Source organism: Pedobacter sp. R-06, from assembly GCF_049913135.1.
Classification (GTDB): domain Bacteria; phylum Bacteroidota; class Bacteroidia; order Sphingobacteriales; family Sphingobacteriaceae; genus Pedobacter.
Map to the genome: position 1 here is coordinate 5102647 of NZ_CP183977.1, position 20909 is coordinate 5123555.

The 20909-nt window shown below is 38.5% G+C and carries 14 protein-coding genes; 9 read left to right on the plus strand and 5 right to left on the minus strand.

Annotation, left to right across the window (positions count from 1 at the left end; translation table 11 throughout):
* Positions 1–16: 16 nt before the first annotated feature.
* The 4 genes from ACN9MR_RS20560 (at position 17) to ade (ending at position 7010) form a co-directional block, all read left to right on the plus strand.
* Entirely contained in the window at positions 17–1651 is a 1635-nt protein-coding gene (locus tag ACN9MR_RS20560; RefSeq protein WP_426326397.1) for a M28 family peptidase, read from the plus strand.
* A 154-nt stretch (positions 1652–1805) separates the two neighbouring features.
* Positions 1806–3191 carry a LutB/LldF family L-lactate oxidation iron-sulfur protein gene (locus tag ACN9MR_RS20565; RefSeq protein ID WP_426326398.1) on the plus strand — a complete coding sequence of 462 codons (1386 nt, stop codon included), beginning with the start codon at positions 1806–1808 and terminating at the stop codon, positions 3189–3191.
* A gap of 30 nt (positions 3192–3221) precedes the next feature.
* Positions 3222–5198, plus strand: coding sequence for an alpha-ketoacid dehydrogenase subunit alpha/beta (locus ACN9MR_RS20570; protein ID WP_426326399.1), 1977 nt, complete (start codon positions 3222–3224; stop codon positions 5196–5198).
* A 174-nt stretch (positions 5199–5372) separates the two neighbouring features.
* On the plus strand, positions 5373–7010 hold the full coding sequence (ade, locus tag ACN9MR_RS20575; protein WP_426326400.1) for an adenine deaminase: 1638 nt from the start codon (positions 5373–5375) through the stop codon (positions 7008–7010).
* Between the two features lie 162 nt (positions 7011–7172).
* On the opposite strand, the gene ACN9MR_RS20580 is transcribed toward ade, so the two are convergent.
* From ACN9MR_RS20580 to ACN9MR_RS20590, 3 genes are all read right to left on the minus strand, one after another.
* Positions 7173–7781 (minus strand): SprT-like domain-containing protein, encoded by a 609-nt coding sequence (locus tag ACN9MR_RS20580; protein ID WP_426326401.1) that lies wholly within the window; start codon positions 7779–7781, stop codon positions 7173–7175.
* Between the two features lie 46 nt (positions 7782–7827).
* Positions 7828–8205 (minus strand): GxxExxY protein, encoded by a 378-nt coding sequence (locus ACN9MR_RS20585; protein WP_426326402.1) that lies wholly within the window; start codon positions 8203–8205, stop codon positions 7828–7830.
* Between the two features lie 66 nt (positions 8206–8271).
* Positions 8272–10539 carry a helix-turn-helix domain-containing protein gene (locus ACN9MR_RS20590; RefSeq protein WP_426326403.1) on the minus strand — a complete coding sequence of 756 codons (2268 nt, stop codon included), beginning with the start codon at positions 10537–10539 and terminating at the stop codon, positions 8272–8274.
* Positions 10540–11022: 483 nt separating this feature from the next.
* On the opposite strand from ACN9MR_RS20590, the gene ACN9MR_RS20595 reads away from it, so the two are divergent.
* Positions 11023–12606 (plus strand): peptide chain release factor 3, encoded by a 1584-nt coding sequence (locus ACN9MR_RS20595; RefSeq protein WP_426326404.1) that lies wholly within the window; start codon positions 11023–11025, stop codon positions 12604–12606.
* 88 nt (positions 12607–12694) lie between these two features.
* Here ACN9MR_RS20595 and ACN9MR_RS20600 read toward each other — a convergent pair whose 3' ends face one another.
* The gene (locus ACN9MR_RS20600) at positions 12695–14209 is read right to left on the minus strand and encodes a glycoside hydrolase family 32 protein (protein ID WP_426326405.1); all 1515 of its coding nucleotides are present in this window, start codon (positions 14207–14209) and stop codon (positions 12695–12697) included.
* A 26-nt stretch (positions 14210–14235) separates the two neighbouring features.
* Positions 14236–15309 carry a helix-turn-helix transcriptional regulator gene (locus ACN9MR_RS20605; protein ID WP_426326406.1) on the minus strand — a complete coding sequence of 358 codons (1074 nt, stop codon included), beginning with the start codon at positions 15307–15309 and terminating at the stop codon, positions 14236–14238.
* Positions 15310–16331: 1022 nt separating this feature from the next.
* Between ACN9MR_RS20605 and ACN9MR_RS20610 the strand changes: the two genes are divergently transcribed.
* The 4 genes from ACN9MR_RS20610 to ACN9MR_RS20625 all read left to right on the plus strand — a co-directional run bounded on the left by ACN9MR_RS20610 (position 16332) and on the right by ACN9MR_RS20625 (position 20739).
* Positions 16332–17429, plus strand: a complete 1098-nt coding sequence (locus tag ACN9MR_RS20610; RefSeq protein ID WP_426326407.1) for a slipin family protein — start codon at positions 16332–16334, stop codon at positions 17427–17429.
* A 61-nt stretch (positions 17430–17490) separates the two neighbouring features.
* Positions 17491–18252: a nucleotidyltransferase domain-containing protein gene (locus ACN9MR_RS20615; protein WP_426326408.1), complete on the plus strand. Its 762-nt coding sequence runs from the start codon at positions 17491–17493 to the stop codon at positions 18250–18252.
* Complete coding sequence (locus ACN9MR_RS20620; RefSeq protein WP_426326409.1) at positions 18242–19303, plus strand: DNA polymerase beta superfamily protein; 1062 nt, start codon at positions 18242–18244, stop codon at positions 19301–19303. Before ACN9MR_RS20615 ends, ACN9MR_RS20620 begins: the two co-directional genes overlap by 11 nt.
* Before the next feature lie 11 nt (positions 19304–19314).
* Positions 19315–20739, plus strand: a complete 1425-nt coding sequence (locus ACN9MR_RS20625) for an RtcB family protein (RefSeq protein ID WP_426326410.1) — start codon at positions 19315–19317, stop codon at positions 20737–20739.
* Positions 20740–20909 lie beyond the last annotated feature (170 nt).

The window sequence follows — 20909 nt, forward strand, 5'->3', positions numbered from 1 at the left end:
AACTAACTATTACATAATGAACAAAAAATTTTTAACCCTTGGGTTGGCATCGCTTGTTACCGCAAGTTGCTTTAGCCAAATAAAGCCCCTTATACCGAATAAGGATGCTATAAAATTCAGCAAGGCCATTAACCCTGAAAATGCATACAAACACCTATCTGTATTGGCTTCTGATGAATACGAAGGCCGCGAAACAGGAACGAAAGGCGCTTGGATGGCTGCTGATTATATTCGCGATTATTTCAAATCGTTGGGTTTAAAAGCGCCGGTGAATGGCAGTTATTTCCAAAAAATCGATTTGGTTAACGTTACCTTAAAAGAAAGCCATTTAACGGTTAACGGCCAGCCTAAAGAATATCAGAAAGATTATTTAGTATCTCCAAGCTTAATCAGCGATCAGGGTTTTACTTTCTCAGCCAACGAACTTGTATTTATTGGTTATGGTTTAAAGAAAGACAACTATAACGATTTTACAGGTACAGATATTAAAGGAAAAGTGGTTATCATGTTTAATGGTGGCGATCCAACCATAAAACCGGGTACAAGAATTGATAGAGCAGCTTATCGTGCTACGCTTGAAGCTAGGGCAAAATATTTTGCAGAAAACAATGTGAAAGCCATTATTCTGATCGACCCCGCGGTTGATAGAATAACTGAAAACACGAAACAAACCCTTAAAAATGGAAGGGTAATGGTGAAAACCAACGCCGCTATCGAAGCTCAAAAGCAAAATGATATTCCGCGCATATCGATATCGGTTGCTTTGGCAAACGAGCTGTTAAAGATCTCGAGCACTACAGTAGCCGATCTGCAAAAGAAAATAGTAGATAGTCAGGCTCCTGCCTCGCAAGTATTAAATGTGCCTTTTTCTGCAAGTGCTGCAAAAACAGAAACACCAGTTAGATGCGAGAACGTTCTGGGTTATTTAGAGGGTTCTGATCCTGTACTTAAAAAAGAAGTATTGATCTTAACCGGCCATTACGACCACATTGGATTGGAAACAGATCCAAACGCAAAAGACAAAGTAAACAACGGAGCAGATGATGACGGATCGGGAACTACCGGCGTTTTATTAATGGCAAAAGCATTTACAGATGCCAAAAAAGCTGGAAAAGGCTCTAAACGCAGTATCCTTTTCATGACTGTTGTTGGTGAAGAAAAAGGGCTTTGGGGTTCTGAATGGTACTCCGAGCATCCTGTTTTCCCTGTCGAAAATACCATTGCTGATTTAAATACCGATATGATTGGCCGTACTGGCGAAGAATATCTAGGTAAGCCAGATTCGGCAAATTATATCTATTCTGTAGGTTCTAGAATGTTGAGTAGTGATTTGGCTAACTTAAGCGAGCAGGTTAATGCAACCTATACCAAAATGAAACTGGATTATAAATACGATGATCCAAAAGATCCTGAACAGATTTATTATCGTTCAGATCACTATAACTTCGCAAAATTAGGCATTCCAATCATCTTCTATTATGATGGCATGTTACAGCAAGACTACCACAAACCTGGTGACGAAGTAAGTAAAATCAACTTCCCACTTTTGGCCAAAAGAGCAAAACTAACCTACTTTACCGCATGGGAATTGGCCAATAGAGCAAAACGCCCGGCAGTAGATATGGACGGAAAAGGAAATCCAAAGAAATAATAGTTCAAAATACTTGGCCTCGACAAAATGTCGGGGCTTTTTTATGCACAATACCTTTTCGCGCCTGCATAAATTCCTATCTTTGATGTTATAACGAAATAGCTAAAAACTAAAATCAGTTAATATTCGTTACCCTATTACAAAATAACTATTGATGAATATTGCCGAGGAATTTTTAGAGAAATCTGACGAGAAAGCTTTCGATCTGCCGCATCGTAAAACCATAAATTATAATATTGGGAAATACAATGTAGCTGTTGAACGGGGCTTATCAAAATTCGAAAATTTAGAGGCATCCAAAAAAAAGGCACACGTAATTAAATGGCGCGTGATGGAAAACCTTGATAAGTTCTTACCAGAATTCGAATCAAATTTCCAGCGGCGTGGCGGTAAGGTAATCTGGGCCAATGATGCCGAAGAAGCCCAACAGGAAATCCTCAACATCATCAAAAGAAATAACGGCAAAACAGTTATCAAATCAAAATCGATGACTACTGAGGAAATTCACTTGAACGATTTCCTGGAAAAGAACAACATCGAATCTTTAGAAAGTGATCTGGGCGAATATATTGTTCAATTGCTTGGTCAGGCTCCATATCATATTGTTACCCCGGCCATGCACCTAAGTGCAACAGATATCGCACAGTTATTCCACGATAAATTTGGCACACCTATCGATGCCACTCCTCCTCAACTGGTACAAAAAGCAAGAGAATTGCTCCGCGATAAATACCTAACAGCTGATATTGGCATTAGTGGTGGAAATTTTTTAATTGCTGATACCGGAAGCATTGCCCTAACGGAGAACGAAGGAAATGCACGTTTAAGCACCACTTTCCCTAAAATCCATATTGCTATAGTAGGTATCGAAAAGGTAATTCCCTCAATGGCTGATCTTGACCTGTTCTGGCCTTTACTGGCATCGCATGGAACCGGACAAAACTTAACGGTTTATAATACCATTTTAAGTGGCCCACGCCAAGCCAATGAAACAGATGGGCCAGAAGAAATGTATGTGATTTTGCTGGATAATGGCCGCACCAATTTATTGGCACAAAAGGACCAGAGGCAGGGCTTGTACTGCATCCGTTGTGGTGCGTGTTTAAATGCCTGCCCGGTTTATAAAAATATTGGTGGGCATACTTATAATACAACCTATAGTGGCCCGATTGGCTCAGTAATTACACCTCATTTAAAGGGTATGGAAGAGTTTAAACACTTAAGCTATGCTTCTAGTCTTTGCGGTAAATGTTCAGAAGTGTGCCCCGTAAAAATCGATATCCATAAAATGCTCCTGCTTAACCGCAGAGATGCCGCCGCAGCACACGAAAACGGCAAAAAAGAGGAAATCGGTTGGAGCATGTTCAGCAGAATGATGCAAAAACGCAAATGGATGGATTTCTTTGGCGGAAAGTTTAAAAACTTTATGCTCAAAAGATTTTTCAAAAAAAGCTGGGGCAAATACCGGGAGATGCCTAAAGTTGCCGATAAATCTTTTGCTAAACAATGGGAAGAATTGAAAAAAAATAAGGAGTCTTAAATCAGGACTCATTAGTCAAAATAACCAGATATGCAATTTAACAGAGGTGATAAAGACGACAAGTTCTTGCTGAACTTATACAGAAGATTGCTTTACCCTCGGATGGTTGAAGACAAAATGCTCAAGCTTTTGCGTCAGGGTAGAATTGGCAAATGGTTTTCGGGCATTGGCCAGGAAGCAATAGCTGTTGGCAGCACCTTAGCCATGCAAAGCGATGAGTACATTTTGCCTATGCACCGTAATCTGGGCGTTTTTACCTCTCGCGATATTCCTTTAAAAAAATTAATGGCCCAATGGCAGGGCAAAATTACCGGCTTCACCAAAGGCCGCGACCGCTCTTTCCATTTCGGCACACAAGAATATAAAATAATTGGGATGATATCCCACTTGGGGCCACAAATGGCTTTAGCAGATGGTATTGCGCTGGCCGATGTTTTAGCCAATAAGCAGCACGCCACATTAGTTTACACCGGAGAAGGGGCAACCAGTGAAGGTGATTTCCACGAAGCAGTAAATGTTGCCGCAGTTTGGAACCTTCCTGTTATCTTTTTAATCGAAAATAACGGATATGGCCTTTCTACTCCAAAATCAGAGCAATTCAGGTGCAAAAACCTGGTAGATAAAGCTATTGGTTATGGTGTGGAAGGCATTCAGATAGATGGAAATAATATTCTGGAAGTTTATAATACCATTAACCAGCTGGCCATGGAAATCCGAAAAGATCCAAGACCGGTTTTGGTAGAGTGCCTAACTTTCAGGATGCGTGGACATGAAGAAGCATCAGGCACTAAATATGTTCCACAAGAACTGTTTGATGAATGGGAAAAGAAAGATCCGCTAAGTAATTACGAAGCCTATTTAATTGAGCAGGGTGTTTTAACCTCAGATTCAATTGTCGACATCAAAATTCAGGTTAAAAGAGACATTGAGTTGGAAGTTGAAGAAGCTTTCAATGAGGATGAGCCTATTGCTAATGCCGATCAGGAGGAGACCGATATGTATTTTCCTTATCAGCAAGATGTTGTCCAACCTAGTCAAACTTCCACAGAAAAAAGATATTTAGATGCAATAACCGATGGATTAGACTTGGCCATGCAAAAGTATCTTAACCTGGTTTTAATGGGGCAAGACATTGCCGATTATGGTGGAGCTTTTAAAATCACGGATGGTTTTACTGCTAAATATGGCAAAGGCAGAGTCCGCAACACCCCTATTTGCGAATCGGCCATTGTAGGTGCAGGTTTGGGTCTATCTATAAATTGTTATAAAGCTGTTGTAGAAATGCAATTTGCAGATTTTGTAACCGTTGGCTTTAATCAGATCGTGAATAACCTGGCCAAAACGCATTATCGATGGGGCGAAAAAGCCGATGTGGTGGTGCGTATGCCCACGGGTGCCGGAACAGGTGCCGGTCCGTTCCACTCACAAAGCAACGAAGCCTGGTTTACCAAAACACCGGGTTTAAAAATCGTTTATCCGGCCTTCCCTGAAGATGCGAAAGGTTTACTATTGGCAGCCATCGAAGATCCAAACCCAGTGCTTTATTTCGAGCATAAATACCTCTACAGAAGTTTAAGCGCTCCTGTTCCAGATGGTTATTATACGACAGAAATTGGGAAAGCAATTAGGCTTGCCGAAGGAAATAAATTCACGATCATTACCTACGGGCTTGGCGTTCATTGGGCTTTAGATTACCTAAAGCAATATCCTGAAAGCGGTGCAACATTGATTGATCTGCGTACATTACAGCCCTGGGATAAAGAAGCTGTAAGGGCGGCGGTTAAAGCAACCGGAAGGGTTTTAGTTTTACATGAGGATACCTTAACCAATGGCTTTGGTGCCGAAATCTCCGCCTGGATTGGAGAGCACTGTTTCGCTTATCTCGATGCACCTGTAATGCGCTGTGCAAGCTTAGATACGGCAATTCCAATGAGCAAAGTATTGGAAGAAGATTTTTTAGCTAAAGCAAGATTGGCAGAAACAATTGATAAATTATTGAAATATTGAGAGCGGTTCAGAACGCAATCGTCATACTGACCTGTAGCGCAGCGAAAAGCTACGAAGTAAACCGAGCCTTAAGCGAGCTCACCGAAGGTAATTTATTTCAGCATCTTAAAAGCCCCTGAAATAAATCCGATAGCTATCGGATCAGGGTGACGACATTAAAAAACAAAAAAATACATGAGCAATTTCAAAGTCGAAGGGAATATCATCAACATCACCAAGCGGAATATTTTCTTTGGCGAAGTAGCCGTTGAGGATGGAAAAATAAAATCAATTTCTAAAATCTCCGAACAGAAAGAAGGAGCACATTTTATCTCACCAGGTTTTATAGATAGCCATGTGCACATCGAAAGCAGTATGCTAATTCCAAGTGAATTTGCGCGATTAGCGGTTGTTCATGGAACTGTTTCCACAATTAGCGATCCACATGAAATTGCCAACGTTTGTGGAATGGAAGGGGTAGAATTTATGATTGAAAATGGCAATACCGTCCCTTTTAAATTTAATTTTGGTGCCCCGAGTTGTGTTCCGGCTACCGTTTTTGAAACGGCCGGAGCTGAATTGGATCATGATGATGTAAAATCACTTTTAGAACGTCCCGAAATAAAATACCTCAGCGAAATGATGAATTTCCCAGGTGTACTTTATAAAGATGAAGGGGTTTTAAAAAAGATTGCTGCCGCTCATGAACTCGGCAAACCAGTTGATGGACATGCCCCGGGCTTACGTGGCGATGCTGTTCAACAATACATCAATGCCGGAATTTCTACCGATCATGAATGTTTTACCGCAGATGAAGCGCTGGATAAATTGCAACGGGGCATGAAAATTCTTATCCGCGAAGGAAGCGCGGCCAAAAATTTTGAGGCGCTGATCGATCTATTGAACGATTGGCCAGAAATGATGATGTTCTGTAGCGACGATAAACATCCTGATAGTTTAGTCGAAAATCATATTAATCAGCTCTGTACAAGGGCAGTAGAAAAGGGAATTGATATTTTCAATATCCTACAAGCAGCCTGCATCAACCCTATTCTTCATTACAAATTAGATGTTGGCTCACTTCAGATCAATGATAATGCAGATTTTATCGTGCTTGAAGATTTAAAAACATTCAAGGTAAAACAAACCTATATCAATGGATTATTGCTTGCCGAAAATGGAAAAACAGTAGGCAATTGGGTAAAACATGTCGAAGATCGCGAATCGGTAAACCATTTCGATTGCAGCTTGAAAAAGGAACAAGATTTTATTTATCCATTTACCGGACAAATAGAAATTCCAGTTATTGAAGCTTTAGACGGGCAATTGATTACGAACAGAATATCTGCCAAACCGAAAGTTTTAAATCAAAATATCATTAGTGATCTGGAAAACGATGTTTTGAAAATGGTAGTCGTGAACCGTTATCATGATGCACCTATTGCAATATCCTTTGTAAAAAACTTTGGCTTAAAAAAAGGCGCCATTGCCTCAAGTGTTGCTCATGATAGTCATAACATTATTGCTGTTGGTGTAGATGATAAAAGCATCTGTGAAGCCGTAAATCTGGTAATTGCAGCAACTGGGGGTGTAGTGGCATTGGGAAATGGGGAAAAAGAAGTTTTAGCTTTACCAGTAGCAGGCTTGATGAGCAATCATAACGGCTACGAGGTTGCAAAAAGTTATACCTCAATAGATCAGTTTGCAAAGGATTTAGGCTCTACTTTGCTTGCCCCTTTCATGACGCTTTCTTTTATGGCTTTATTGGTGATTCCACACTTAAAATTAAGCGACAAAGGTTTATTTGATGGGAATGAGTTTAAGTTTGTTTAAATAGGGTATAAATGATTTAAATAATAAGCATTGTCATCTCGACTGAAACGCAGTGGAATGGAGAGATCTATCGAGTTAGATTTCTCGGCTTCGTTTCACTACGCTCGAAATGACGATTTTTGAGAATTGTAATTTTTCATCCGGAATGACAGCAAATTAATCTTATTCCATCACAAAAACCTCTGCCAGGGGATTAAACAGATATAACCGTTTATCATCTAAACAGATACACCGGTACCGCTTCCTAATCCGTTCGCCTTTCGTAAAACGCCGTCCATCTTTAATTTTAAAAGTGGTATTAATGGGCAATTGCTCTAAATGTAAAGTCTCGGCTTTATTGCTATCGTACTTTTTTAAGGCACGCGATAAATGCAGATCGGAACAGCTGGATGCCGCCGGGTTCGACATATAATTATCAATTGCTTTATGGATATCGGCTGGAAAGATATTCATGTCAAAAAAGGGAACCATCATCCGCTGGAAGTTCTTCTTCCACTCTGTACCATGTGGTTTTACTTTATTCTTGAAATCGTTCCAGGTGAGCAAGTGTGCAAACTCATGTACTGTGGTAACCAGAAAAGCGTAATGGTTAAGATTGAAGTTTACCGAAATGCGATGGCCTTTGCCTTGATAAGGATGACGGTAATCGCCCAGTTTTGTGGAGCGGGTTTTAGCAATCTTAAATTCGCACTGAAAATAATCGATCCATTTTGCAATTAGCGGTGCCGCTGGTTCGGGCATGTACTGCGCTAAAACTTTAACCTTTTCCATTTAACCGCAAAGTTCGCAAAGTTTTTCGCAAAGAGACAAAAGAAATTTACAAGCCATTCACTACACGTTTTAATCCATCCTTTAACCTAATTACGTTAAAATTCATCAAAAGGCCTAATTTGTGATTCCCTAATTTCATATAAGTTAATGTTTGGGCTAAATGAATATCGTTTAACATTTCAATACTTTTCAGTTCTAAAACCAATTTCCGTTCTACTAAAATATCAATCCGATAACCGCAATCAAGTTTAACCTCTTCAAAAACTAATGGCATCATCTTTTCTTTTTCTACAAATAATCCAGCCTTAAGAATTTTGTAATATAAACATTCTTTATAGGCGCTTTCTAACAATCCAGGCCCTAAAACATTATGAACTTCTATAGCCAATCCAATCACAATTTTTGAAAGTTCATTCTCATTCATAATATTATGTTGTCTTTGCGCCCTTTGCATTTCTGTTCTTAGCGCCCTTTGCGGTTAAACCTAAGCTTATTCTTCTGATGGAAACAACGACGCCAGCACCAGCTTGATCTCCCCAAAAGAATAATCTTTACCTAAAAACTCCCTTATCGTTGCCATTGATTTTGTTTTCTGGCTTTCCACTGCATCACTAATATTCCTGATCTTATTGGCCTTAACCAATTTGGTAACATCAAGTTGTTGGGTTGATACATAATAGGCCAGATGCCCTTCAATGGTACCTGTCGAAAAACCACGTTCTTTTGCAACTTCTTCGATGGTTTTCCCTTGCTCATAAAGTTCGAAGCTCACTAACTTGGTATCAATCTTTGGTTCTTTTTTCTTTTTCTCGGCTGCTGATTTTACCTTGAGTGTTTCTCCTTTTAGCTGGATGGCTTTCTGAAGCTGATTGTTTCTTTCAACCGTATTCAGCAATGCATCAGTATCGGCTTTGCTAAACTCTTTCCCCTCAATAAGTGCCTGCAATAAGGCCTTGCTTTTATGCATCTTTTTCAATTGCTCATACACCAGAATTTCAAATTCCAGCAGTTCTGTAACGTAGGTTTTAATCTGCTTTTCTTCCTTTATCACTTCAATTTGAGCCAGAAAACGGTCTGAAATCTCCTTAACCAGCGGATTAAAATATTTTAAGGCAGCCTCTACCCTTTTCGATACATTAAATAAAGTATGCTCAGTTTGCTGTGCGAACAGGTTCTTAAGCTGATTAACAAACGTATCAGCCGTAGCCGTGATTTTCTGAAAGTCGGTATAAATGGTATCCGTCCATTCTTCATGCCTTTGTTTAGCCGATTTTTCGCTTTTATCAAAAGTTTGACGGTGTTCTTTTAAATAGTAACGGATCAGGTTTAGGTCAAATGCAGCAAGCAAATAACTACGGATAAAAGTATAACTTTCTATACTGATTTGCTCATTCAGTACCGCTGATGGAAGTTTAGTTTTAGAAAAATAATGCACATTCTGATCCTGTTGCAAACCACTTTCGCGCAGATGAGAAGTTAAAACCAAACCTTTTAATGAGCGTAATCGCGATAAGGCCACGTAAGCCTGACCCGGCGCAAAAGCCTCCCCGACATCAATAATCGCTTTATCAAAAGTTAAACCTTGACTTTTATGCACGGTAATCGCCCAAGCGAGTTTGATGGGGTACTGAATAAACGAACCAGCCACATTTTCCTTGATCTCATTGGTTGCCTCATCCAGTTTATATTTAACATTTTCCCAGGTATAACGCGAAATCTCAATTACTGTCCTATCCTCAGGAAGCTCAATTTCGATTATGTCCTTTTCGATATGATGTACCACGCCGATCTTGCCATTGTAATATCGTTTTTCGGCCGTCATATCATTTTTAATGAACATTACCTGTGCGCCAACCTTTAGCTCTAAACTTTTATCATTCGGGTAAGCATATTCATTAAATTCACCCTGAATTTTTGCTTCAAAAAAGTAAGATTTGGTTTTCAGCTGGGCCAGTCGCTCACGGTTAATGCTATCAGCCTTATTGTTGTGCGTGGTTAAAGTGATGTAATTTTCATCGGCCGCTGGTTTAAAATCCTGTTTGAAATGCTGTCTGAGCAGGGCTGTATCTTCTGTGGTAATTTTATTATTCCGAAGGTTATTCAGCAGATTGATAAAAACAGCGTCATCCTGACGGTAAATTTTATCCAGTTCGATATAAACAGGAGGATTATCCTGCAAAGCCAGGGCATCAAAAAAATAAATGCTTTTATAAAACTTGGCCATAATGCGCCATTCATCATTTTTTACCACAGGAGGTAACTGGTGTAGATCGCCGATAAACAATAACTGTACCCCGCCGAACGGAAGGTTTCTGTTCCTCCGTACATATCGTAAAGCAAAATCTATGGCATCGAGCATATCGGCCCGCAGCATACTCACTTCGTCTATTACCAGCAGCTCCAATTCCTGCAACATGCGGCGTTTATTGCCCTGCATGTTTAAATGTTTTACTAAAGTTTTGGGTGTATTAAAGTTGAAATTGATATTTTCATTGATCAATCCTCCTGCAGCATCAGGGAAAAAAGCTCCAAAAGGAAGTTGGAAAAGCGAATGGATAGTTACCCCAGATGCATTGATTGCAGCAATACCCGTTGGTGCCACAATTAAGGCCTTTTTATGCGTGAGTTTAATCAGTTTTCGTAAGAAAGTTGTTTTACCTGTACCTGCTTTTCCAGTCAAAAAAACATGTTTTGAGGTATAATTAACAAATTTAGCCGCAATTTCTGCGGGCATAGAAGTTTCTTCCAAAGTAGGCATCGGCAGTAAAATTTTAGTCAACAATAAACGGAGGGATGAATAAAGCTAAACATTTTAGCACAAAACTAAAGAATGATTGATGAGAAATTTTAATTTTGGATCGATAATTTTAGTTAAGACGAGTAATTGAGCCAATTTTTATTAGATTTCTGATTCAAGATAATTATTATTAGCAACGAATTAATGCCCCAAATAGAATTACTGCATAAGCAATCTAAACCTGACAGAAACGGCAGCCTCCGATTTTTTCTATCGGAGCTATAGTGGATGGCAGGACCGTAATAACAAAAAAACCACTGTCCCTGCTTTTCCAAATCATTTTCTAAATCTATTCAACCACACCATAAAACAATACAACAACCTAGCAATTAATAATAAAGCTTTTTCTTATCTTTGCGGCCTGATGAAACAACAATATTCAAATCTTATCGCTGTTAAATTCCTTTAACAAGGTTTCATCACTTTTACACCCAAAATTTTATTATGCTTAACCCTGAAATAGAAAAACGTAAAACCTTTGCCATTATTAGCCACCCCGATGCGGGCAAAACCACACTGACAGAAAAATTTCTGCTTTTTGGTGGTGCTATCAATACTGCTGGTGCGGTAAAAAGGAACAAAGCGAACCAAAGCAATACCTCCGATTTTATGGAGATCGAAAAGCAGCGTGGTATTTCGGTTGCGACTTCGGTAATGGGTTTCGAATACAGTGGTAAACGTATCAATATTTTGGATACACCTGGTCACAAGGATTTCGCAGAAGATACTTACAGAACCTTATCGGCGGTAGATAGTGTGATTTTGGTGGTAGACTGTGTAAAGGGTGTGGAGGAACAGACAGAGAAACTCATGTCGGTTTGCCGTATGCGTAACACTCCGGTAATTATCTTTATCAACAAAATGGACCGTGAAGGTAAAGAGGCTTACGATTTACTGGATGAAATTGAAGAAAAGCTAAACATCAGTCTTTGTCCACTTTCATGGCCTATCGGCCAGGGGCATACCTTTAAAGGTGTTTACAGCATTTATAACAAACATTTAAATTTATTTAATTCGGATAAAACCAAAGTAACAGAATCGGTTGTGGCGGCAAGTGATTTAAATGATCCATCTTTATTAAATTACCTGAAAGAAAACGAAATCAATACGTTGAAAGATGATGTTGAATTGGTTGACGGTATCTACGGTAAGATAGATAAGGATTTATATACTGATGGCTTGGTTGCGCCAGTGTTCTTTGGCAGTGCGATCAATAACTTCGGGATAAAAGAACTTTTAGATACATTCATCGATATCGCCCCAAGCCCTCGTCACCGTGAAGCTGAAGAGCGTGATGTACTGGTTGAAGAGAAAAATTTCAGTGGGTTTGTGTTTAAGATCCACGCCAACTTAGATCCAAAACACCGAGACAGGATTGCCTTTTTAAGGATCTGTTCAGGTAAATTTGAACGCAATAAATTTTATTATCATACCCGTCAGGATAAGAAACTAAAATTCTCTAATCCGATGGACTTTATGGCTAACGAAAAAAGTATTGTTGAAGAGGCCTGGCCAGGCGACGTGGTTGGCTTATACGATAGTGGCAACTTTAAAATTGGAGATACCTTAACCGAAGGTGAAAAACTGCAGTTTAAAGGCATCCCGAGTTTCTCTCCATCTATCTTCAAAGAGGTAGAAAATATGGACCCAATGCGTACCAAACAATTGGAAAAAGGTATTGAGCAGTTAACCGATGAAGGAGTTGCTCAGTTATTCGTGATGCAACCTGGAAACAGGAAAGTGATCGGTGCAGTTGGTGAGCTTCAGTTCGAGGTAATCAACTTTAGGTTGGAGCATGAGTATGGTGCTAAATGTCGTTTTCGTACCCTGAGTTATACCCGTTCGAGCTGGGTAACTTCTACCGACAGAAAGAAACTGGATGAATTTGTAAAACGTAAACAACAACACATCGGTTTCGATAAAGAAGCTAATCCGGTTTATTTGGCGGACAGTGAATACATGATCAATTTAACGAAACAGGATTATCCTGATATTGAATTTCATAAAACCAGCGAGTTTAAGAGTTAGCTTATTGAATAATTGAGTGATTGAATAAAAGAATATTGGCAACAGCGCTAATAAATTCATTAATTCAATCACTCAAGTCCAATCATTTTCATTTACTCATATCCCAAACTTTAAGACTATTTAAAACCGCTTTACCTCCTGTGGAAAATGCCGTAATTCCAGTGGCTTTTTCATCGGGAAAAATCATCGTGGTAATTACCTTTTCGCCAGCATTCCCGAAAACTTCTAACGAAGATTTATCAAACAGCACCTGGAGTTTAATTTTACCGTTTACCGGATTTACGGTTGCAGTTTGAATGATGTTCTTATCATTTTTAATCCCTTTCTCTGAACGCGTGCAATCAACATAAAGTTGTTTTTTAATAGCATCATAGCCAACTTCAACTTCCTTAACAACATTTCCTTTCTCATCCTTTAATTGAGCAAGCTTAAAACCTATTTTTTCTGTATCCTTGATAGAAAATTCAGCATTAATCCAATATGAATTTTGACTGGTACCCAAATCAATATTCTGATCGATAACCAGGTTTTGTCTGCTTATTACTTTACCGTTCGAATGTTTTTTAATGTTATCACCGATCAAGCTAGCCGGTTGCTGAAACAACCTAATCCCTTCGGGTGTAGTTTTTAAAGATAAATCCCGCGGGATTGACATCTGTCCTTTCCATGGGAATGTTTCTTTGCCGCCTGGCTGTAACCATCCCAATAAAATCCGCTGGTTTTTTGGCGCATCGTTCCAGGGAATGGCAGCATAAAAAGAATCCCCCTCATCAACCAATAAGGTCAACTTTCCGTCATTGTCATTTTTAAAAGTTTTGCCATCAAAATCACCGACAAAATATTGCATTGTTGGTCCTTTTGGTCCGAATAATGAAATGGCTAAAACCCATTTGATATTGTTTTTATTTCCGTCAACAGCAAGGGGAATAATAAACGGACATTCCCAACCACTACCTTGATTACCTTGTTTCCCAAAATCACTCAGCATGGTCCAGTCTTTTAAGTTTTTTGAGCCATAAAACCTCGCCTGATGCTCATCAACCATTGCAACGGTCATGATCCATTGCTGAGACGCTTCATGCCACCAGACATTAGGGTCTCTGAAATCTTTTTTGTTTAAATCGATAATCGGATTTTTTGCATAATTGGTAAAGGTTAATCCGCCATCATTGCTATAGGCCATATACTGCGATTCGTTGCGCTGCTTCGGAAGATCTGCGGTATAAAAAGCTACAACTGGCGCTTTTCCATTTCCCAATCCGCTTACGTTATGCTTATCCAGCACAGCCGAACCCGAAAAAATCATGGTAGTGGTGTCATTTGTTATTTTTTCGGGAATAGCAACCGGAAGGTGTTTCCAGCTCACCAGATCTTTACTGGTGGCGTGGCCCCAGCTCATGTGCCCCCATTTATTTTCGAACGGATTGTACTGATAATAAAGATGAAATTCCCCATTCAGATAAATCAACCCATTTGGATCATTTAACCAATTTGATGGTGCTGTAAAATGATAGGTCGGCCTCCATTGAGGCGTAGGCTGTTGAGCGAAAGTGCTTATCCAACAGCAAATTAAAAAAACGAGAATATATTTGGTCTTGAACATAGTGAATTCAAATTACAAATAAGAATTCAATTACTAAAACGTTTTAATTCGCTTCTTGAGATCTTTACATTTTTTTTTTCTTCATCAATATGATCATACTGCTGATACGTTTGTGCTAAACGCCTTTTAATTTTTGAGATGAGCAACCTCGGCGAAAGCACTTTAACACACTCTCCAAAACCTAATATTTCGCGTTCCAATTCATAATTCAACACCACATCTATTCTAAAAACGGTTGTTTTATCGTTCTTAGTTAATGTTACCTGCGATGAATGCAAAGGTTTGGTTAACACATAAGGTGCATGGTCGTTGGTAAATTCGAGGATTACTTTTTGAGCACGGTCACGTTCGTTTTTGGTTACACCAATTAAATCATCGTAATATCGATCGAAATCTACACCTTGATAACTTACAAATTCTTCGTTGGGCAATTCCTGAAATTCTACTATCCTATCCAATGCCAGATTTAAGATCCCTGGCCGCTTTTTCGCCTTACATATTAAAAACCATCTGTTGCGGTATTCTTTCAATAGATATGGATAGTAAATTCCCTGCTGAGATTGTTGCGCCTTGAAAGATTTATATTCTATTAACAAAGATTGTTTGTTTAAAACGGCTTGATACAAGGGCGGAATGCATTCTAAGCCTTTAACCAGCTTGTTACTCTCCAATTGAATATTATTGCCACTCTGTTTGGTCGATTTGTAGAGGTTATTTTCTAAACGGGCAATCATATCACTCATTTCGTCGAAATAGTTAAAGGCATTAAACTGTTTCAGTACGCCAACAATTTCTTTCATTTTATCTACATCGGCATTATTGATCGGCGCTTTGGTAATACTGAAACCCGGGTCTTCGTAAGCATAAAAGCGTTTATCTTTTACCACAATCGGCGCATTGTAGCCAAGCTTGTCACTCCGCATCAGTTGGATATCGGCTTGGATGGTCCGTTTGCTTACCCCAGTGGTAATCCCTTCGAGCTCGTACAGGGTTGCCGACACCTTTTCGATGATGTCTTCTAATGTCCATTTACGGTAACGGTTCTTCAAACAATCATCAATGGTTTTATACCGGATAAGCGCTAATTTATTTACTGCCATTTTAATCAATTTGGTCTTCAAGCTAAAAATCTGATCATAAAGCTTATTTAAATATAGCAAAGTGTTCTTCATCTACGCAATACAATTGCGCAATTGAGTGTTAAAAGAATAAATTTAATCGAAAAATAAATTTTATTAATCTAATTACCAGATACTTATTTATTTTATTACAAAATAAATTTTACTACGCAAATCGACCGCGTAGTGGTGGTGGCATCTTTGTAATGTCGCCAGTCGATACAGTTCTTTGAGAAATATTAATGATAACAATCTGATTGACAGAAACAGTCTACTGTTCTAAATGATACGCGCGCTCTGTCATGCTGCTCCGATTTATTTGGCTCAGCATTTCATTAAAATGAAGCCCCTGTTCGGGATATGCCGGACAGGGTTACGTTAGTAAAGGTTATCACAATCAGATTAATATAAAGAAATCCCGAAAGGGATGGCAACACTAAATAAGATCTATCCAATGTTGTGGGTTTCGGAATAGCCCCAAAGTATTCGGGCAAATTGCTTGGAATATACTGATAAGGATTATGATAGACTGTCTAAACACGTTGTGTGTCGTGGGTTCGAATCCCACTTCCGAGCAATCGGAATAATTCAGGGGTAGAATAACAACAAATCATGCAGGTTCGAATCCTGCTTCCAACCATCACTTGGAATCGCATAAGGGTAATGCAATGGACTTAGGATCCATCTTAAAAGAAGGGCAACTTTTCAAACCGCTCAAAAGATCAGCATTGTAAAACCGCATTCAGCTTTAAGGTTCATCATAAAATCTCAAAAGCGAATTTGCCTTTTGCTTTGTAAGCAAAACAGATGAACGAAACGGTTTAAAAATCAAATTCAGCAATTAGCGGCTAACAGAATCTTCGGATGCGAAAACTGCTAAAGTTTAATTTCATTCTTAAAAACATCAGGATTCTTTTTACTTCCGCAAGAAACGAATGAATGCGCTTTTGCAATGCTTTGTAAAACAAGAAATTAAATAATTATAAATCTCAACATCAGAAAACATGAAAAGAGTAACCATTAACACCAATTATGTTGGATTGGTGTTTAAAAAAGGAAAATTAAAAAACGTTTTAACAGCTGGAACTTACTGGTTAGGTTTCGGTGAAGATATGACTTTGTACGATATGGCAAAAGAGTACTATTACACGGTTGCCGAATTGGATGTCTTATTGGAAAACACAGATTTTGTGAATTTGATTCACTTGGTAAGTGTTGCCGATAATGAACTGGCCTTGGTTTATCAAAACAAAAATTTCAAGAACGTTTTAACGGCTGGCAGACATGCCATCTGGAAAGGTTTGTCTGCATATAACTTTGTTAAGGTAGATATCAGTAACATCAAAATTGATGAAACGATTGATAAAAATTTGTTGGAGAAAGCGCCATTGTTGAATTACATCAGGGCTTATAAAGTAGAATCATTTGAGAAAGCTTTATTGTTTGTTGATGGTAAATTTGAAAACGTATTGGAATCAGGAAACTATGTTTACTGGAAAAACAGTACTACTGTTCAAGTTTTGAAAACCGATATGAGGCAATTGAATATGGAAATTATCGGTCAAGAAATCTTAACCAAAGATAAAGCACAATTGAGGGTAAATTTCAGCATCCAATATAAAGTTGATGACATCATCAAAGCCTTATTGGAGAACAAAGAATTTGAAAAACAATTGTACATCACCATGCAATTGGCATTAAGAGAATGCATTGGCTTAATGACTTTTGACGAATTGATGGAAAGCAAGGAAAAAATTGCTGAAATGGTAATGGCCATCACTTTAGATAAGGTTGAAAATTTGGGTGTAAAATTAACAAACTGTGGTGTTAAAGACATCGTTTTACCAGGTGACGTTAAGGAAATTATGAACCAGGTTTTAGTTGCCGAAAAAAGAGCGCAAGCCAATATCATTACCCGGAGAGAAGAAACGGCATCAACCAGAAGTTTGTTAAACACCGCCAAATTGATGGAAGACAACGTTATGTTGTATAAGTTGAAAGAGATGGAATATGTGGAGAAAATCGCAGAAAAAATCAACAACATCAGCTTATCGGGCAGTGGACAAATTGTAGATCAATTGAAACAAATCTTCCTAAAATAAATTAAATTTAGAAACCCTCGGTCAGGTGAGTATTACCTGCCGGGGATTGAACAAGAATAGAATGAAAACCACAATAATAAATAAACTTGCAGAAATAGAAAGATCAAATGATATCAAAATATTATTTGCATGTGAATCAGGTAGCAGAGGATGGGAATTTCCCTCACCGGATAGTGATTTCGATGTCCGCTTTATTTATGTGCGCCCGCTCAATTTTTATCTTTCTGTTCAGGATAAGGATGATCAATTGGGTTTTCCTATTAATGATGAGCTAGATATTTACGGATGGGACATCAGGAAGGTGCTTAAATTGATCCGGAAATCTAATACTACTCCTTTCGAGTGGTTACAATCGCCAATCATTTATAGTGAACTGGGTAATTTTAGAAATGATTTATGGACACTCTGTCAAACATACTTTTACAGAAAAACAAATATCAATCATTATTTAGGAATAGCACACAGCGCACTAGAAACTGTAGTAAACGAAAATGAAATTAAGATTAAAAAGCTTTTTTATGTACTTCGCCCCCTACTTTCAGCTAAATGGTGTTTGGAGAAAAACACGATTGCGCCAATGACCATCGGGCCGCTTTTAACCTTAATGCCCGAGCATCTTCAAACATTGGTAAGGGATTTAGTCATATTAAAATCGACCTCAGCAGAAGGTTTTATCATCAAGATAGCCCCTGAGTTGAGTAGATACATTGATGCTGAATTTAAAAACTGTACCGAAGGAGCCAAAGATTTACCAAAAGAAAGTTTTAATGCAGAAATGCTTGATGCATTTTTTAGAGATACAATAACCCGTTATGACGATTAAAGATTTAAAGGATAAAAATTTACTGTTATTTGAATGTTTAAGCGGTAGTAAGGCTTATGGGTTAGATACTCCACAATCTGATACTGATATTAAAGGAATATATTATATGCCAAAAGAAATGTTTTTTGGTTTGAAGTATATCCCACAGATCAGCAATGAAAGTAATGACGAAGTTTACTATGAAATTGGCCGTTTTATTGAATTATTGATTAAAAACAATCCAAATATTGTAGAGATCTTGGCAACACCAGAAGAATGTATCTTATATAAGCATCCGATATTGTATAAACTAAATATTGACATAATTTTATCAAAGCTGTGCAAAGATACCTTTGGCGGATATGCTTTAACACAGATTAGAAAAGCAAAAGGTTTGAACAAGAAGATTTTAAATCCAATGCCGAAGACCAGAAAAACAGTATTGGATTTTTGTTTCATCACAGAAAATTATTCATCTGTAAAAGCGAAAAGCTGGCTTGCAAAAAATGCTATTTCAAAAGCTGATTGTGGATTGTCGAAAATTCCAAATGCTAAAGATCTGTATGCCTTGTTTCATGATGCGGAGAAGAAATTGAATTATAAGGGTATTGCAAATAAGGAAGCGGCAAATGAAGTATCAGTCTCATCAATACCTGCAGGAGAACAAGAAATCGCTTATTTGTTTTTCAACAAGGATAGCTATTCATCTTATTGCAAAGAGTACAATGAATATTGGGATTGGGTAGAAAAACGAAATGAAGATAGGTACAGCTTAAATAAAAGCCATGGCAAAGATTACGATGCCAAAAACATGATGCATACCATTAGACTTTTGCAGGTAGCGCTTGAGATTGTACGCGATGGAGAACTAAATGTAAAAAGACGAAATCGGGATGAGTTACTTTTAATAAAAAGAGGAGAACTTGATTACGATGAAGTATTAAAAATGGCGGAAAAACTAATGCTACAAATAGAACAAGAAACAACAAAAAGTAAGCTTCAGGAAAAACCAGATGCTCAACTAATCGAATCGATACTTGTTGAGATCAGAGCAGAACTTTATGCCGATTAAAAGATTAAACAATGAACAACAACATAACAGGAAAAGACCTCATAGAAATAGGTTATTCCGAAGGAAAAATAGTAGGTCTGGCTTTAGCTATCCTGAATGAAAATTTCACGGAAATTGAAGAAAAAGAATTATTGACCTTATTTAAAAAAGTAAAAGATTATCCTGAAAGTTTTTTGGATGATGAAGTATTAAATGTACTCGCAACCGCTGTGATTGAGGAAGCCAATCCAAAGTCAGACGGAACCATTGGACTGATCAACAGTACTAAAGATTATTCTATTTTCGGTGCTGATTATATAGAAGATGGTGCCCGAAATCAAATGGATATTGCGATGAAACTACCTGTTTCAGTAGCTGGGGCGTTAATGCCCGATGCTCACCAAGGTTATGGCTTGCCGATTGGTGGTGTATTAGCGACCAGAAATGCAATTATCCCTTATGGTGTAGGTGTAGATATCGGTTGCCGAATGGCTTTGAGTATTTTCGATATCCCAGAGAAACACTATTTCGGAAAGGATGCAATGTACAAACGCGAATTAATTGCTTTTACCAAATTTGGTGCGGGTCAAAATTTTAATGGTAATGAAAGAGCTGATCATGATGTTTTAGAAAACGAAGCATTTAATACTACTCCTTTCCTTAAAAATTTACACGGAAAAGCCTGGGCTCAATTAGGGACTTCAGGGGGTGGGAATCACTTTGTAGAATGGGGGATCATCGATTTTGCTGAACGCGATGAGATTTTAAATATTGATAAAGGACGTTACGTAGCATTGTTGACCCATTCAGGTTCCCGTGGTTTTGGCGCAACCATTGCTGGTCATTACACCAAACTGGCGAAAGACATCTGTAAACTCCCGAAAGAGGCTGCAAACCTGGCTTATTTGGATCTAAATTCTGCCGAAGGGCAAGAATATTGGATTGCCATGAATTTAGCTGGCGATTATGCTTCAGCTTGTCATGAGGTGATCCATAAAAGATTAACCAAAGCCATTGGCGCCAAAGTTTTGGCCAAGGTAGAAAACCACCATAATTTTGCTTGGAAAGAAATGCTTAATGGGGAAGAAGTAATTGTGCACCGAAAAGGTGCTACGCCAGCAGGTAAAGATGTGATGGGGATTATTCCAGGAAGTATGACTGCGCCGGGATTTCTGGTTAGGGGAAAAGGCGAAATCAGTGCGATCAATTCTGCATCTCACGGTGCGGGACGTCAAATGAGCCGAACAAAAGCGATTCAATCGATTACCAAATCGGATATGAAAGCCATTTTGAAAGATCATAATGTTACTTTAATCGGAGCAGGTTTGGATGAGGCGCCAATGGCTTACAAAGACATTAACAAAGTGATGGCAGCACAAACAGAACTGGTTGATGTAGTGGCTAAATTTGAACCTAAAATGGTGAGAATGGCTGATGATGGTAGCAGGGAGGATTAGTTTTTAGTCTGGAATCCCTAGTCTGGGTTCTACTATACAGTCGTCACCCTGAATTTATTTCAGGGTCTATCTCCCAATAAAGATGCTGACCACGAAATAGCTATTAGGCCATTGAAGCCATAAAAAACTACTAATAAAATAAATTCAGCATGACGATTGGGTTTGGAAAC